We start from the raw sequence: 14542 nt of genomic DNA on the forward strand, positions 1-14542 counted from the left end.
CGCACTTCGCGCGGGTGCAGGGGCCCGTCAGGTCAATAGAGGAGGTCGGGCGCGATTCGGGACGCCTGTTCTCAGAAATGCCCCGTTCGGCTCACGACGAACGTCGCACGTCAGGCGTGGGGCGCGAGGAGACCGACGAAGTGGTTCATGTCGGCCTGCACGCACGCCTCGTCCGCGTGCTTCCCGCTGCAGCCCGGCGCCCACCCGCTGCCGTCCCCGTAGTCGTGCAGCTGGAAGGGGATGCCGTTGGCCTGGAGGTTCGCCGCCGTCACCAGCGTCGTCTCCCTGGCCCGGTTCTCCAGCAAGGCCTGGATCGGGTTGACCGTCAGGTCACCACCGTTGCCGGTGTACAGCGCGATGCCCATGCCTCGCAGCGTGTGCGTGTTGTGCGCGGGACTCTGCGCGTTCCACACCCCGTCGAACGGCCAGAACGGCGACCCGAACACCGCGTCGGCGTTCACCGTCGGCGTGCCCGAGCCAGGGCTGACCATGGTCGAGGTGATGGCCGCGCGGATCTCGGAGTTCCGCAGGTCGAGCCCACCGGAGAAGCTGCCGACGTGGCTGAACAGGTCGGGCCGGTGCTCGGCGTAGTGCAACGCCCCGAAGCCGCCCATGGAGTGCCCGACGATCGCCCGGTTCGCCCGGTCCTGCCGGGTGCGCAGGTTCGCGTCCACGAACGGGATCACCTGCTCCAGGTGGAACGTCTCCCAGTTCTGCGGCCCCGCGGCACCGGGGTTGACCCAGTTCGAGTACCAGCCGCGGCCACTGCCGTTGGGCTGCACGGTGATGAGGTCCTTGCCCGCGGTCGCCTTCTCGACCACGCGCTGGTTCCACGCCGCGTCGGGCCGGTCGGGGTGGCCGTGCAGGTAGTACTGGACCGGGTAGCGCTCGGCCGTGCTGCCGTAGTCCTCGGGCAGGGTGACGACGACGGCGTGCCGGCCGGGCTGCTGGCCCTCCAGCAGGGTCGGCGTCGGCACCTGGTTCGTGGACACGCTGAAGACGAAGGTGCGGTGGTGGTCGTCGACCCACCTCGGCTGGCTCGTGACGGTGAGGCCGAAGCCGTCGGTGAGGTGCGGTGGTGCCTCGTCGGCGTGGGCCGGGGGACTGGACAGCGCCATCACGGTGGTGAGGGCGGCGAGCACGCGCAATCGGGCTGACATGGGTTGATCGTGCCGTTGCGGCTGGTGGGAGGACCAGGCCAGGAGACCGGCCATAGCTGGCCGGTGCGCCACATGCCGTTCTGGATCACGCCGACGTCCGCCGCCCGCTTCGCGCACTCGTGCCGGGACAGGGTGAGGACGGCGTCGAGGATGCGCGCGGCGGAGTCCGTGCTCACCCGCCGATCGTGGTGAGGCTCGTGGGCAGGCGTTCGAAGCCGCGCAGGATGCGGGTCGGACGGCGGCGCGCGCCGGGCAGCGGTGCCAGGCCGGGGAAGCGGTCGAAGATCGTGCGCAGGCCGATCTCGCCCTCCATGCGCGCGAGCTGGGCGCCGAGGCAGTAGTGGCGGCCGGCGCCGAACGACACGTGGTCGCGTGCGTTCGGGCGGCTCACGTCGAACGCCGACGGGTTCTCGAACACGTCCGGGTCGCGGTTGGCGCCGGCGAGCACCGTCGTGACGAGCTGGCCGCGCCGGATCGCCACGCCGGAGACTGTCGTGTCGCGGGCGCACAGGCGGCCCGTCAGCAGGACCGGCGGGTCGTACCGCAGCACCTCGTCGACGGCGTTGCCCCACGACGACGGTTGCGCTCGCAGCAGCTCCAGCTGCTCGGGATGCTTGGTGAGCAACGAGATCCCGTTGCCCAGCAGGTTGACCGTCGTCTCGAAGCCGGCGGCCAGCACCAGGCCCGCGGTGGCCTTCAGCTCGCGTTCGGAGAGGCCTTCGCCGTCCTCGCGGGCGGTGATCAGGCGGCTCAGCAGGTTGTCGCCCGGGGTGGCGCGCAACGCGTCCAGGTGGCGGGAGAGCCAGGCGTCGAACGCGTTCAGGCCTGTCTCGACCTCGCGGAACACCCGCCACGACAGGCCGAGGTCGAGGCTGGGCGCGGCCGCCGCGCCGAGCGACAGGACGGTCGAACGCTCCTGCGGTGGCACGCCGAGGATCTCGCTGATCACGGTGACCGGCAGCAGCCCGCAGTAGTTCTCGATCAGGTCGACCGGGTTGGACGGGTCGAGGCCGTCGAGCAGCTCGTCGGCGATCTCCTGGGTGCGCACGCGCAGTTGTTCGACGGCACGGGCAGTGAAGACGCGGGTGACGAGCTTGCGGTACCGGGTGTGCGACGGGGGTTCGACGGCCAGCAGCGACGGCGGCTGGACCGGGTGCATCACGTCGGTCGCGGACCACGCGGCGAGCTTGCCGAGGATGCCGGCGCCGAACCGCGGGCGCGCTGTCACGAACGCGTCGTCGGACAGGACCGCCCTCACGACCTCGTGTCGCGTCGTGGTGTGGCCGATCCTCGTCGCCGCGAGCGGGCCGCGGGCGCGGATCTCGTCGAACAGGCCCGTCAGGTCGGCGCCGGTGGACGCCTCGACGGTGATGCGGCCCTGTAGGTCGCCGCGGCGGGCGGCGAGGCGCAGGACGGCCCGCGGCAACGCGTGGCCGATGCTCCAGCGCACCGCCGGTTTGACGTGCTGCTCAGCCAGGCTCGTCACGGTTCGCAGCGTGCCCAGTGCGCCGTCGCGAGTCAAGGTCTCGGCCATCCGGTCGAACGCGAAGTCCACTTGGGACCACCGAGTACCCTGCCGCGCCATGAAGATCCGGGCGCTGCTCGACCGCAGGGACGACGACCGCTGGCGGACCGAGGTCGAGGACTTCGCGCGCGAGCAGGCGATCACGACGTTCGGCGAGCTGGTGGAGCTGATCACCACGTCGCAGGACAGCGGGGTCGTGCGGCAGGGTTACCGGGTGTTCTCCCTGGTGAAGGCGGACGACGAGGTCTACGTCGGTCTGCTGGCGCACCCGCATCACCTCATCCGCCAGGCAGCGGCGAGCATGTTCCGGGGCGAGGAGGCGCTGAGGTACGCGCGCGAACTCCTGCCGCTTCTCGCCGACGAAGACCATTACGCACAACGGGAAGCGTTGTGGGCGTTCGGGACCATGGGCCCGGACGTGCTGCCGTTGCTGCGCGAAACCCGTCGCACGGCCCAAGGCGCGCTGCGCCGGGGCGCGCTGGTCGGCATCGCCGAGGTCGCCGGACCCGACGGCTTCTCGCCCGAGGACCGCAAGGTGGTCGACCGGTTCATCGGCTCCAAGCTCGAAGACGACATGTACAGCGTCGACGAGATGCACCTGTGCGGCGGCTGGTACGCCATCAGGACCGACGACCAGGCGGCCGTCCTCGGCGTCTGCGGACTGCGGGACCCGGTGCCGGTGACCAAGGTGCTGGGCGCGCAGGCCTGGAACAACGACCACCACGCGTGGTCGAAGGACAGCGAGCACGTCCGGTGCGCGAGGGTGTACGTGACGGGTGCGTGGGACGGCTGGACGCTGGTGTTCGGCGAGCCGTTCGAGCACGGAACCCGTCCGGTCACGGAGATCTGCGCGGTGCTGAGCGCCGTCTTCGGCGAGGCGCACTACTACGGCGAGAGCTGCGGTGACGGCTGGACGGCGTGGTGCGTCGCGCGGCAGGGCGAGATCGTCCGCTACTACGACGCGTTCAAGGAGGAGGAGCAGATCGGCGCGCTCGACGTCGAGGACGGCTGGTGCCTGCCGCACGACCTCAGCGAGGAGAACGAGGATCTCGACGACATCTACGCCACCGACGTCGCCGAGGAGCTGTCGGTCAACCCCCGCTACTTCGAGGGCGACGTCGAGGGCCACGGCGTGCTCGCGCTGACCCAGTGCGGCCGAACCTACGGCTCTCCCAAGGGTTATCTACAGGTCGTCCTCTGACGTCAGGCCTGGACGACGGGCACCTCCAACGCGCGCACGACCTCGTTGTCCGCGTCCGTGATCACGCCGGCGACCTCGCCGAACGGCAGTACGGAGAACCGTGACGCCGTGCCGATCTTCTCCGAACTGGCCAGCACGTACGTGTCCGCGGCCTGGTGGGCGAGCGCGCGCTTCATGGCGGCCTCGTCGGCGTCACCGGTCGTGAGACCTGCTTCGGGATGCACGCCCGTGACGCCGAGGAAGAAGAGATCGGCGTGCACGCCCCGTGCGGCTTCCACGGCTGCCGCACCGCACGCGACCATCGAGTGTTTGAAGAGCCGCCCGCCGATCACGTAGACGTCCACGTCCCGATGCTCTTCCAACGCGCTCGCGATCGTCGGACTGTGCGTGACGACCGTGGCGTGCAGGTCGAGTGGTAGCGCGCGCACGACGGCGAGGGTGGTCGTGCCGCCGTCGAGGATCACCGTGCTGCCCGGCTCGATCAACGCGGCTGCCGCTCGTGCGACCCGTTGCTTGCCATCGATCTGCACGCCCTGCCGCGTGGCGTAGTCGGCGATGGCGGGGGATACGGGCAGTGCGCCGCCGTACACGCGTTGGCAGAGGCCCGCCGCCGCGAGATCACGCAGGTCACGGCGGATCGTGTCCTCGGAGATGCCGACTTCGGCGGCGAGGTCCTTGGCGACGATCCGGCCGTCGGTGCGCAGTCGTTCGAGCAGCAGGTCACGGCGTTGGGCAGCCAGCATGCACGTTTCTCCTTGTTTTTGCCGAGTCTTGCACATTATGGTCGGACGCATGCTGATTCTGATCGCAGGGCCCTACCGCTCCGGCACCGGGGACGACCCGGAGTTGATGGCGCGCAACCTCGCACGACTGGAGGAGGCCGCCTGGCCGCTCTTCCGCAGCGGGCACGTGCCGATGATCGGCGAGTGGGTGGCGTTGCCGGTGCTGCGTGGCGCCGGGGGCAGCTCACCGGCCGACCCGATCGCGCAGGAGATCCTGTACCCGACCGCCGAACGCCTGCTGGAGCACTGCGAGGCGGTGCTGCGACTGCCCGGTGAGTCGACCGGCGCGGACGAGGACGTGCGGATCGCCCGCGAGCGCGGACTGCCCGTCTACCACCGGGTCGAGGAGGTCCCCGGCTACCGCGCGGCCTAGGCGCTGTCCTGCAAGTTCGTTCGGTGACAGGCGCGGGTGAGAGACCCGGAGGTGGTGCCGCCGCGACGCCCTCATACCGGGCGTATTCGGGCGTTGCGGCGGTGCCGCCTCCGGAGCCCTCGGCCGCTACTGCCGCCCAGCGAGACTTGCAGGACAGCGCCTAGCCGCGTGCGGCGGCGACGAACTCGCGCATCCGGCCGTGGTCCTTCACGCCGCGGCTCGACTCGATCCCGCTGGACACGTCCACTCCCCACGGCCGCGCGACGTCGATCGCCCCGGCGACCGTCTCCGGTGACAACCCGCCCGCTAGCATCCACGTGCCGGTCGGCGGGTTCTCGGCGAGTCGCGTGATGTCCCACTGCTCGCCCGACCCCGCGACGGGGGAGTCGATCAGCAGCAGCTCCTCGCCGAACGCCCCGGTGCGCACGTCGGTGCCGGGTCCGAGCGCCGTCGCCCTGACAAGCCCGAACGGAAGGGGCGCAAGCTCTTCGAAGGCTTCCTTCGGGTAGTCGCCGTGCAGCTGCAACGCGCGCACGCCCGTTTTCAGCGCCAGCTCACCGGCTTCCGCGGCCGTGATGCCGCGCACCACGGCGACGGTCAGCACGTGGTCCGGCACCTCCGCCACGAGCCTGCGCGCCAGGTCGACGTCGATCTGCCGGGGACTGGTGGTGAGCACGAAACCGACGGCGTCGGCTCCGGTCTCCACCGCCACGGCCACGTCGGATTCGGTGCGCAGTCCACAGAGCTTCACGAACACACCACCGATCCTACTGATGTGGCCACGAACGCACTGTCACGCAGCTAACAGTCACAAGCCGACGCGCTGTCCGGTCCTACTTAATGGAAGAGACGGGCAACGGAGGCCGCGATGACTGAACAGCAGATAGCCACATCGGTTCTGGTGATCGGCAGCGGTGGCGCGGGACTGCGCGCCGCCATCGAGCTCGCCGAGCGAGGCGTCGACGTCCTGGTCGTCGGCAAGCGCCCCAAGGCCGACGCGCACACCGCGCTCGCCGCCGGCGGCATCAACGCCGCGCTGGCGACGATGGACCCGGCCGACACGTGGCAGCAGCACGCGGCGGACACCATCAAGGAGAGCTACCTCCTCGCCAACCCGGAGATCGTGCGGGTCGTGGCCGAGCAGGCGGCGCGTGGCATCGAGGACCTCGAACGCTATGGCATGCCGTTCGCGCGTGAGGCCGACGGACGCATCTCGCAGCGGTTCTTCGGCGCGCACACGTTCCGCCGCACCTCGTTCGCGGGCGACTACACCGGCCTGGAGATCCAGCGCACGCTCGTGAACCGGGCCACGCAGCTGAACGTCCCGATCCACGACACCTGCTACATCACGCGGATCCTGGTGCGGGACAACGTGGTGTTCGGCGCGTACGGGTTCGACCTGAACACCGGCAAGCGGTACGTGTTCCACGCGGACGTCGTGATCCTCGCGGCCGGTGGCCACACCCGCATCTGGCGCCGCACGTCGAGCCGCCGCGACGAGAACACCGGTGACTCGTTTCGCCTGGCCGTGCGCGCGGGTGGCAGGATCCGCGACCCCGAGCTCGTGCAGTTCCACCCGTCCGGCCTGATCGAACCGGAGAACGCGGCCGGCACGCTGGTGTCCGAGGCCGCCCGCGGTGAGGGCGGCATCCTGACGAACGCGGCGGGCGAGCGGTTCATGGCCCGCTACGACCCGCAGCGCAAGGAACTGTCCACTCGCGACCGGGTGGCGCTCGCCGCGTACACCGAGATCAAGGAGGGGCGCGGCACTCCGAACGGCGGGGTGTGGCTCGACGTGTCGCACCTGCCGCGCGAGCAGATCATGCAGCGGCTGCCCAGGGTCTACCAGACGTTGCTGGAACTGCAGATGAAGGACATCACGCAGGAGGCCGTCGAGATCGCCCCGACCGCGCACTACTCGATGGGCGGCGTGTGGGTGTCGCCCGCGGACCACTCGACGGGCGTGGACGGCCTGTACGCGATCGGCGAGGCGTCCAGCGGCCTGCACGGCGCCAATCGGCTCGGCGGCAACTCGCTCATCGAACTGCTGGTGTACGGCCGGATCGTCGGTGAGGCCGCGGCCGAGTACTCGGCTTCCCTGAGTGCGCAACAGCGTTCGCACGAGGCGCTCGCCGAGGCGCGGTCCGAAGTGGACGGACTGCTCGCCGCCGACGGCCCGGAGAACGTCCGCGCCCTGCAACGCGCCCTGCGCAACACCATGACCGAGCACGCGGGCGTCGTCCGCGACGAGGCCGGGCTGCGCAAGGGACTCGCCGAGCTGGACGACCTCGAGGAGCGCATCCGCAACGTCGGCGTGCACCCCGACCTCGCCGGGTTCCAGGACCTCGCGCACGCCTTCGACCTGTTGTCGTCGGCGCTCTCGGCCCGCGCGACCCTGGAGTGCGCGCTCGAACGCCGCGAGACCCGCGGGTGCCACAACCGGTCCGACTTCCCGGACATGGACCCCGCGCAGCAGGTCAACCTCGTCTGGTCGGGTCCCGGCCGGGTCGAGCGCGAGGAGATCCCCGCGGTGCCGGACGAGATCGCGGCGCTGATGCGCGACGTGGACACCGCCGGCAAGCTGGTCGAGTGACCGGGAAGGGGGGCGGTCCACTTCTGAACCGCCCCCTCGTCACGGCAGCCGCAACGCCGTGGTGAACAGAAAGGCGCTGTCCTCCAGCGCTTCCACCCGATGCCGCCTCTCCGGCAGCGTCAGCAGGTCGCCGGGCAGCGCGTCCCACGAGTCCGGCCCGGCCACCAGCCGCACGCGACCCAGCAGCACCTGCACGGTCACCTCGCCGGGGTGTTCGTGCTCGTGCAGGTGCTCACCCGCGCGCAACGCCATCACCGTCTGCCGCAACGCCGCCGCGTGTCCACCGTGGACCGTCGCGGCGCTGCGCCCGCTCGAAGCTTCACGGGCGAGGTCGACGTGGTTGCGCGCCAACGCGTTCAGCGACGTCTTCACGGTCGCGGCGCCCGCAGGTGCCTGCGCGCCTCCAGCTCGTCCGGCTCCACCACGGTCAGCATCGGCTGGCCGGGTGCGCAGAACATCGTGACGACGAAGACGGACTCCTCGTCCTCCAGGTGGTTGCCGTCCTGGTAGTGGATGACGTCGCCGCCCGGCTCCCAGAACGTCCCGCCCGCGCGGACGACCCGTTCCGGCTCGCCCTCCAGCTCGAACGTGATGGCGCCCTTGACGACGTAGCCGTACGCGGGGCCGGAATGGCGGTGCGGCGGCGCTCCCGGGCTCGACGGCGGCAGCGTCACGAGGATCGTCATGGCCTCGGCGCCGTCCGGGATCTGCGGCGCGCCCGGCACGGTCCCGATGACCTCGATGTCCGGCGGCGGACCGCTCTTGTCGGGGTTGTCCAGGTGATGGCTGTGTTCGTGGCTCATGTCAGAAAAGACAACGCAGCACTTCGTTTTGTGACACCGTTCGGAGATCCCCGCCGAGAGGAAGAGCGTTGCCCGACGAGCAGGTCGCGGGCTGGGAGCTGTCCCGCCGCGGAGACCAGGAGAACTACCGCAAGCGCCTGGCGAACGGGATCACCGTGCACGCCCGCTGGGACGGCACCGGCACGGTCGAGGCCTACGCCGAGCCCGCCGGCATCGGACGCACGATCACCAGCAGCCGCACGGAGTTCCGCGACAAGGAGGCGTTCTTCACCGCCGCGCGGCTCGTCGTGGACATGGCCGCGAACCTGCCGTCGTTCAGCATGGGCGCCGAGACGCACGCGGACCACCTGCTGACCGCCGAGGTCGCCGGGTCGGTCGCGGCGATGCCGGGTTCGGGCGCGTTTCCCGAGGCGGAGCTGACGTTCACGCTCACCGACGGGCGCGCGATCACGCTGATCCTCGACGAGAACCAGTCGCACGACCTGACGTCGAGCATCCACTCGCTCAGCAAGCACGTCTGGTCCGAGCAGCACGCGGACGCCGACGCCGACGTCGTGGAACCGCAGGAGGCCGAGGTGCCGGACGTCAGCGAGGTCGACGCCGGGCCCGACACCGGGCACGAGCTGATGGTGGTGCTGGAGGAGAAGTTCGGTGTCACGCGGGACTTCCTGCTGGCCCACGTCGACTGGTCCGCCGTGGTCGTCGTCGGCGAGCCCGCGGTCAGCACGCTGCTCGACCGCGTCGACGAGCTGACCGAGGTGATCGCGCCGAGGTGGTTCCCCGGCGCGGTCGAACGGCCCGGTGAGGTCTGGGTGGTGCTGCACCGGGCCCGGTGAGTCCTCGGTGGGGCCTCAGGAGTCGAGGCCGATGCCCGCCACGACCTTCGTGGTCACCGACGTGGTGCCGATGACCTGGCCCTCCTTCAGGCCCCACGCGTCCTCGGCCAGCACCGTGCGGGAACCGAGGTACTCGCCGGTCGCCCGGTCGATGACGAGCTGCTCGGTCACCTCGCCCTCGGTGACGCCGAACGCGGTGCCCCTGCGGCCGTCGAACACGGCCACGTCCTCGGTGACCTCCAACCCCGGCAGATGACTCAGAGCGCGGTAGACGGCCGACCGCACCTCGGCCGGGTACGCGCCGGAGTCCAGTCCGTCGCCGACCATCTGCATGAAGACGTTGCCGTCGTTGGTCCCGGCCTCGTCGCGCAGCTTCTCGTAGAGCTGGGCCGGGTCGAGCGGGACCGTGGCGAGGTACTCGACCGACGGGGCGCGGAAGCTCGCGTCGATCTTGTCGTGCAGCGCGGGCCCACCGGTCGACGTGGACTCGCTGTCCTTGTGCAGCTCCTTCGGCACGTCGCCCGAGTTCTCCCGCTCCGAGCCGATCAGCCACTGCCGGTCGCCGACCATCCGGTGCCGGTAGAGCCACGTGCCCGCGCGGTCGGCCGGGATCCACGTCTGCTGCCGCTGGTCCTGCAGGTACAGGAACCGGTGCCGGGCGTCGAGCAGGTACCAGCGGGCGTCCAGGTTCACCTGCAGGTACTGACCCGGCCGCAGCTTCGCGTCGCCGGTGAGGTTCGCGGCCTTCGAGAGCAGGTCGGCCGCCTCCGCGCTGCCCACGCTCGGGCCGTCCAGGCGTGAGATCAGCGACGGGGCGACCAGCGCGGCGCCCGCGATGACGAGCATGACGGCGGCCGCGGCCAGCAGCGGGACGTGGCGCCTGCGCCGGCGTGCCAGCGCGACGACCTCGCCGGAGTCCTGTGCGGACTCGTCGGCGTCGATGCGCGCCAGCAGTGCCGCACGGCCCCGTTCGAACGCCTCGTCGCTCATCGGGGCGACGTCCGACATCGCCCACTTGACCGTCTCGTCCTCGACCTGACGGATTTCACGCATCGTCGTCACCCTCCTGTCCGTTGATCTTCGCCCGGAGCCTGGCCCGCGCCCGGAAGAGCCGGGTCCGCACCGTCGCCACCGGCGTCTCGGTCACCTCGGCGACCTCGGCCGCGCTCAGGTCGGCCCACGCCACCATGAGCAGCACGTCGCGCTCCTCCGGCCGCAGGTCCGCGAGCGCCTCGCCCAGGTCCTTCATGAGCGACTTCGCGTCCACCGCCGACACCGTCCGGTCGTCGACGTGGTCGGCCACCGCGCGCCTGCCGTGGTCGCGCGCCCAGGCCCGCAGCCGCCTGCCCTCGGAGCGCACGTGCTGGCGCAGCAGGTTCGTCCCGATCCCGAACAGCCACGCCTTGACGCTCGCACGGGCCGGATCGAAGGTTCCGCGGCGTTCCCAGGCGATGAGGAACGCCTCGGACACCAGGTCGTCCGCGATGGCCGTGTCCACCCGCAGCGCCAGGTAGCGGTGCAGATCGCGGGCGTGCCTGTCGTAAAGCTCGACCCAGGCGTCCCTGTCCAGAGGCTCGGTCACCCCCGGCCCTCCTGTTCGCGCCGGCGGCGCTGTCTCGGTGCTCACGGAAACTATTGGCCGATGGGGGCCCGCGCATTCCCGGCCGGGTGGTGTGACGTGCCTCGCCGGATCACCGGCGGTGCCAAGACCAGGCCTGATGCGCTCGCGGGCGTCGTTGGCGCGACTGCGGGGCGCGTTCCCATGAGGACTGTCACGTCCCTTCGCGGGAACGGCGTCGCGCGCTCCGGCCAACAAGGTGCCGTGAACGAGATGCTGTTGATCAGCCGGCTCGCCGGCGAGATCCCGCCGATGACCGCCGAGGCGTTCGAGTCGGGCCGGAGACGACTGTCGGCCCGGCATCGCTGGGTGGCCGCGCGCAAGGTCGTGCGCGTGCTGTGGTGCGTGGCGCTGGCCGCGTTGCCGATCTGCCTGACAGGCCTGAGTTTCTACTTCCTGGACCTGCAGGTGTACCGCACGGGCGGGGAGGCGTGGCTGCAGGGACACGCGCTCTACGTCGGCTTCCCGGGCGCCCTGGACGGCCCGCGGCTGCCGTTCACCTATCCGCCGGTCGCCGCGGTGCTCTTCAGCGGGCTGACGTTCCTGCCGGTGTGGGCGGCGAACGCGCTCGTGGTCGCCGTGAACTTCCTGTGCCTGTCGGTGGTCTGCGTCCTCGTCACCGCGCGGCTCACCCGGCGCGCGGACGTCGTGTGGACCGTCGGGCCCGCCGTCGCGGTCCTCGGGGTGGCGCTGGAGCCGGTGATCTCGACGTTCCTGTTCGGACAGGTCAACCTCGTGCTGATGGCGCTCGTGGTGGTGGACTGCCTCGGGGTGCGCGACCCGCGGTTCCGCGGACTGCTGGTGGGTGTGGCCGCGTCGATCAAGCTGACGCCGCTCGTCTTCCTGCTGTACTTCCTGGTGCGCAGGGAATGGCGCGCCGCCGCGATGTCGATGGTGGCGTTCGCGGGCATGACCCTGCTGGGTTTTCTGCTGGCTGCCAAGGACTCCGCGGAGTTCTGGTTCCACGCGCTGCTCGACCCGGGGCGTGCCGGTGGTCTCGCGTACATGACGAACCAGTCGTTGCGCGGGGTGCTGCACCGGATCGATCCCGGCGAGCACGCGGAGCCGGTGCTGTGGGCGGGTTTGTCGCTGGTCGTGGTGACGCTCGCTGTCGTCTCGGCCTTCAAGGCGCGTGACGAGGTCGTGGCGTTGACCGCGATCGCCACCGCGGGCCTGCTCGTCTCGCCGGTGTCCTGGTCGCACCACTGGGTCTGGTGCGTGCCGGCGTTCCTGGCGCTCGGGTTCGCACGCAGGTACCGGACGCTCGGCGCGTTGCTGGTGGTCTTCCTCGCGCACCCGTTCACGTGGCTGCCGAGCACCGGGGACAAGGAGATGCTGTGGACCTGGCAGCAGCACCTCTACGGCGATGCCTACACGTGGGTCGCGATCGGCGCGCTCGTGGTGCTGGCCGCCAGGCCCGGACTCAGCAGCGCTTGGTCCGCACGGCGCCCCGGCTCGACTCGACGTTCACGAAGCTGAGCCGGCCGGGGTCCGCGGCGCCGAGCGTGACGCGGGCCTCGGCGTTGACGTTGATGTCGCGCCTCACGCCGCACGGAACCCACTGGATCTCGTCCGGCTCCGGGCGGTAGCGGGTCTCCCAGCGGTCGCTGACCGGCCCGGTGAACGCCCGGCTGACGGTCGCGGTGGGCGAGGTGCCCTGCAGGTAGGTGCTGACCCGGCTGAGCCCGGTCGCCCCGTCCTGCAGGTGCGCGTAGCCCTCGTACGTGGTCCGCGCCAGGCCGTACGTGTAGCCCGCCGGCACGGTCACGCGGAGGCCGAGCTGGCAGTTCTTGCGCTGGTCGAGCGGCGACGAGCCACCGCCCGCCCGCGCCAGGAAGGTGTGGTGGCCGATCGTGAACGTCCTGCCGTCCGTCGTGACGTCGGCGTCGCCCGCCGCACAGCCGGAACCGTTGACGGTCACGACCTCCAGGACGGGCGCTTCCTGGGCCGGTGCCAGAGCGGAGAGCGCGAGGAGTGCTGCCGCTGCCGTGGTGAGCATGAGGAACCTCTCCGAGTCGTGGCGGCGGACTCAGACGGTAGCGGCGAAGCGCCTGACGGTTCCCTGACGATTCACGGCTTGAACGGCAGCAGTTCCTCCTCGACGCCGGTCCTGACCACGACGCACGTCGACTCCGGCACCTCCTGCCACGCCCCGACCAGGTCGCCGAGCGGTTCGGACACGACGAGCCGCGAGTCGTCCGTGAGGTCGTGCAGCGCCGGGTTGTCCGGGTACTGCCGGCGCAACGTCGAAATGTCGGTGCTGTGGTAGAGGCTGCGCGACTTCCCGCGGCTCGAGTACCGGAACGCCCAGGTCGTCGACCCGTCCGTGACCGCGACCGTCATCTGGATCGGGTACTCCACCCCGGCCCGCCGCCCGACGTCCTCGACGAACTCGACCATGCGCGCCACCCCGGCCGGCGGGTCCTGCTCCAGCCCGAAGCTGATGGCCAGGTAGAACATGATCTCGGAGTCCGTCGACCCCTCGACCAGCGGGAACAGCACCGGGTCGATCGCCAGCATCAGCTCGCGCCGCACCAGCGGGAACTTCGCGATCAGCCCGTTGTGCATCCACAACCAGTTCCGGTGCCGGAACGGATGGCAGTTCGACCGCTGCACCGCCCCGCCCGTGGACGCCCGCACGTGCGCGAACACCCGGTCCGCGGTGATCTGAGCGGCCAGTTCGCGCAGGTTGCGGTCGTTCCACGCCGGCTCGGTGCTGAGGAAGAGCCCAGGGGTGCTCGAGCTGCCGTACCAGCCGATGCCGAACCCGTCACCGTTCACCGCCGTGGCGCCCAGCCGCGCGTGCTTCGACTGCATGACGAGCGAGTTCTCCGGCGCGTAGAGCAACTCCTCAAGCAGGACCGGCGAACCGGAATACGCGAGCCACCGGCACATTGCGAACCTCCTCGAACCCAGCGTTACATGGGAACACGTAGCAGACCGGAATGGGAGGTTTGCGGCGACGCGCCTTCCTCGGGCAGCATGGCTGGGGTGACGGTCCCTCCCGGCTTACGGCAGCCGCCCTACGAAAAGCCGCGCGGGAACTTCGAGACGATCGAGGTCTACGCCCCGGTCGCGCAGGTGCCGCCGGCCCAGTACCAGGTCCAGGCCCAGCCCGAGCCCGTCCAGGAGCCCGAGGAACGCTCGGACATCGCCGTCATCGGTCCGATCGCGGCCCTCGTGCTCGCGCTGACCGTCTGCACCCTGATCCTCGACCACCCGGCCGCTCGGGCCGTCGCGGCGGGTCTGGCCACGTTCGGCCTGATCGTGGCCGTGACCCTGATGCTGATGGGGAAGAAGCCGAAGCCCGGGCGGCACGTGGCTCGGCACGCCATCGATCCCGAGGCCACGGATCGGATCGCCCCGCCCGGGTGGGGGACCACCGACCGGCGCCGGTGACCGGTGCCCCGGCCGCGGTGGTGGACCGGGGGCGCGGTGCTGCGGAGACGGGCCGCCGTAGTGGTGCAGGCAGGGCCGTCGCCGTTGCTGTCGCCGTCGTCAGCATCATCGCGTGGACGGGCCCGCTCACGTGACCGCAAGGACGCTCAGGTTCACGTGACCGCGAGGACGCCCCCCGCTCACGTCGCCGCAAGGACGGCCCGTCTGTGGCACTGCAGGCACAGGTCTGCACCGCACCACTGCGGGACGGAC

17 protein-coding genes are annotated in these 14542 nt (G+C 70.8%); 6 read left to right on the forward strand and 11 right to left on the reverse strand.

Annotation, left to right across the window (positions count from 1 at the left end):
* Positions 1 to 110: 110 nt before the first annotated feature.
* The 3 genes from ACWF7A_RS13560 to ACWF7A_RS13570 are packed head-to-tail and all read right to left on the reverse strand — an operon-like array spanning position 111 to position 2694.
* Entirely contained in the window at positions 111 to 1160 is a 1050-nt protein-coding gene (locus ACWF7A_RS13560; RefSeq protein WP_452250744.1) for an alpha/beta hydrolase, read from the reverse strand.
* The gene (locus tag ACWF7A_RS13565) at positions 1118 to 1336 is read right to left on the reverse strand and encodes a hypothetical protein (RefSeq protein WP_452250745.1); all 219 of its coding nucleotides are present in this window, start codon (positions 1334 to 1336) and stop codon (positions 1118 to 1120) included. Before ACWF7A_RS13565 ends, ACWF7A_RS13560 begins: the two co-directional genes overlap by 43 nt.
* Positions 1333 to 2694: a cytochrome P450 gene (locus tag ACWF7A_RS13570; protein ID WP_452251146.1), complete on the reverse strand. Its 1362-nt coding sequence runs from the start codon at positions 2692 to 2694 to the stop codon at positions 1333 to 1335. Before ACWF7A_RS13570 ends, ACWF7A_RS13565 begins: the two co-directional genes overlap by 4 nt.
* Before the next feature lie 49 nt (positions 2695 to 2743).
* Between ACWF7A_RS13570 and ACWF7A_RS13575 the strand changes: the two genes are divergently transcribed.
* Positions 2744 to 3886 (forward strand): HEAT repeat domain-containing protein, encoded by a 1143-nt coding sequence (locus ACWF7A_RS13575; RefSeq protein ID WP_452250746.1) that lies wholly within the window; start codon positions 2744 to 2746, stop codon positions 3884 to 3886.
* A 2-nt stretch (positions 3887 to 3888) separates the two neighbouring features.
* Here ACWF7A_RS13575 and ACWF7A_RS13580 read toward each other — a convergent pair whose 3' ends face one another.
* Positions 3889 to 4629 (reverse strand): DeoR/GlpR family DNA-binding transcription regulator, encoded by a 741-nt coding sequence (locus ACWF7A_RS13580; RefSeq protein WP_452250747.1) that lies wholly within the window; start codon positions 4627 to 4629, stop codon positions 3889 to 3891.
* 49 nt (positions 4630 to 4678) lie between these two features.
* Here ACWF7A_RS13580 and ACWF7A_RS13585 point away from each other — a divergent pair, with 49 nt between their 5' ends.
* Positions 4679 to 5041 (forward strand): DUF4406 domain-containing protein, encoded by a 363-nt coding sequence (locus ACWF7A_RS13585; RefSeq protein WP_452250748.1) that lies wholly within the window; start codon positions 4679 to 4681, stop codon positions 5039 to 5041.
* A gap of 160 nt (positions 5042 to 5201) precedes the next feature.
* On the opposite strand, the gene ACWF7A_RS13590 is transcribed toward ACWF7A_RS13585, so the two are convergent.
* Positions 5202 to 5798, reverse strand: coding sequence for a phosphoribosylanthranilate isomerase (locus ACWF7A_RS13590; RefSeq protein ID WP_452250749.1), 597 nt, complete (start codon positions 5796 to 5798; stop codon positions 5202 to 5204).
* Between the two features lie 111 nt (positions 5799 to 5909).
* On the opposite strand from ACWF7A_RS13590, the gene ACWF7A_RS13595 reads away from it, so the two are divergent.
* A complete protein-coding gene (locus ACWF7A_RS13595) occupies positions 5910 to 7634 on the forward strand; it encodes an L-aspartate oxidase (protein ID WP_452250750.1) in 1725 nt (574 codons plus the stop codon).
* A 39-nt stretch (positions 7635 to 7673) separates the two neighbouring features.
* Here the strand turns inward: ACWF7A_RS13595 and ACWF7A_RS13600 are convergent, their stop codons facing one another.
* Together ACWF7A_RS13600 and ACWF7A_RS13605 are read right to left on the reverse strand one after the other, a co-directional pair.
* A complete protein-coding gene (locus ACWF7A_RS13600) occupies positions 7674 to 8006 on the reverse strand; it encodes a LuxR family transcriptional regulator (RefSeq protein WP_452250751.1) in 333 nt (110 codons plus the stop codon).
* Positions 8003 to 8437: a cupin domain-containing protein gene (locus ACWF7A_RS13605; protein WP_452250752.1), complete on the reverse strand. Its 435-nt coding sequence runs from the start codon at positions 8435 to 8437 to the stop codon at positions 8003 to 8005. The genes ACWF7A_RS13600 and ACWF7A_RS13605 overlap by 4 nt, the downstream gene beginning before the upstream one ends.
* 68 nt (positions 8438 to 8505) lie before the next feature.
* Between ACWF7A_RS13605 and ACWF7A_RS13610 the strand changes: the two genes are divergently transcribed.
* Positions 8506 to 9273, forward strand: coding sequence for a hypothetical protein (locus ACWF7A_RS13610; RefSeq protein WP_452250753.1), 768 nt, complete (start codon positions 8506 to 8508; stop codon positions 9271 to 9273).
* Positions 9274 to 9288: 15 nt separating this feature from the next.
* Here the strand turns inward: ACWF7A_RS13610 and ACWF7A_RS13615 are convergent, their stop codons facing one another.
* Entirely contained in the window at positions 9289 to 10326 is a 1038-nt protein-coding gene (locus ACWF7A_RS13615; protein ID WP_452250754.1) for a CU044_5270 family protein, read from the reverse strand.
* The gene (locus tag ACWF7A_RS13620; protein ID WP_452250755.1) at positions 10319 to 10855 is read right to left on the reverse strand and encodes an RNA polymerase sigma factor; all 537 of its coding nucleotides are present in this window, start codon (positions 10853 to 10855) and stop codon (positions 10319 to 10321) included. The genes ACWF7A_RS13615 and ACWF7A_RS13620 overlap by 8 nt, the downstream gene beginning before the upstream one ends.
* Before the next feature lie 249 nt (positions 10856 to 11104).
* Between ACWF7A_RS13620 and ACWF7A_RS13625 the strand changes: the two genes are divergently transcribed.
* Positions 11105 to 12370 carry a glycosyltransferase 87 family protein gene (locus ACWF7A_RS13625; protein ID WP_452251147.1) on the forward strand — a complete coding sequence of 422 codons (1266 nt, stop codon included), beginning with the start codon at positions 11105 to 11107 and terminating at the stop codon, positions 12368 to 12370.
* On the opposite strand, the gene ACWF7A_RS13630 is transcribed toward ACWF7A_RS13625, so the two are convergent.
* Positions 12315 to 12890 (reverse strand): DUF4360 domain-containing protein, encoded by a 576-nt coding sequence (locus ACWF7A_RS13630; RefSeq protein WP_452250756.1) that lies wholly within the window; start codon positions 12888 to 12890, stop codon positions 12315 to 12317. The two genes, ACWF7A_RS13625 and ACWF7A_RS13630, sit on opposite strands and share 56 nt — an antisense overlap.
* A gap of 71 nt (positions 12891 to 12961) precedes the next feature.
* Positions 12962 to 13786, reverse strand: a complete 825-nt coding sequence (locus ACWF7A_RS13635; RefSeq protein ID WP_452250757.1) for a class II glutamine amidotransferase — start codon at positions 13784 to 13786, stop codon at positions 12962 to 12964.
* Positions 13787 to 13882: 96 nt separating this feature from the next.
* Between ACWF7A_RS13635 and ACWF7A_RS13640 the strand changes: the two genes are divergently transcribed.
* Positions 13883 to 14290, forward strand: a complete 408-nt coding sequence (locus ACWF7A_RS13640) for a hypothetical protein (protein WP_452250758.1) — start codon at positions 13883 to 13885, stop codon at positions 14288 to 14290.
* Positions 14291 to 14542 lie beyond the last annotated feature (252 nt).

This window comes from Lentzea sp. NPDC055074, from assembly GCF_053608005.1.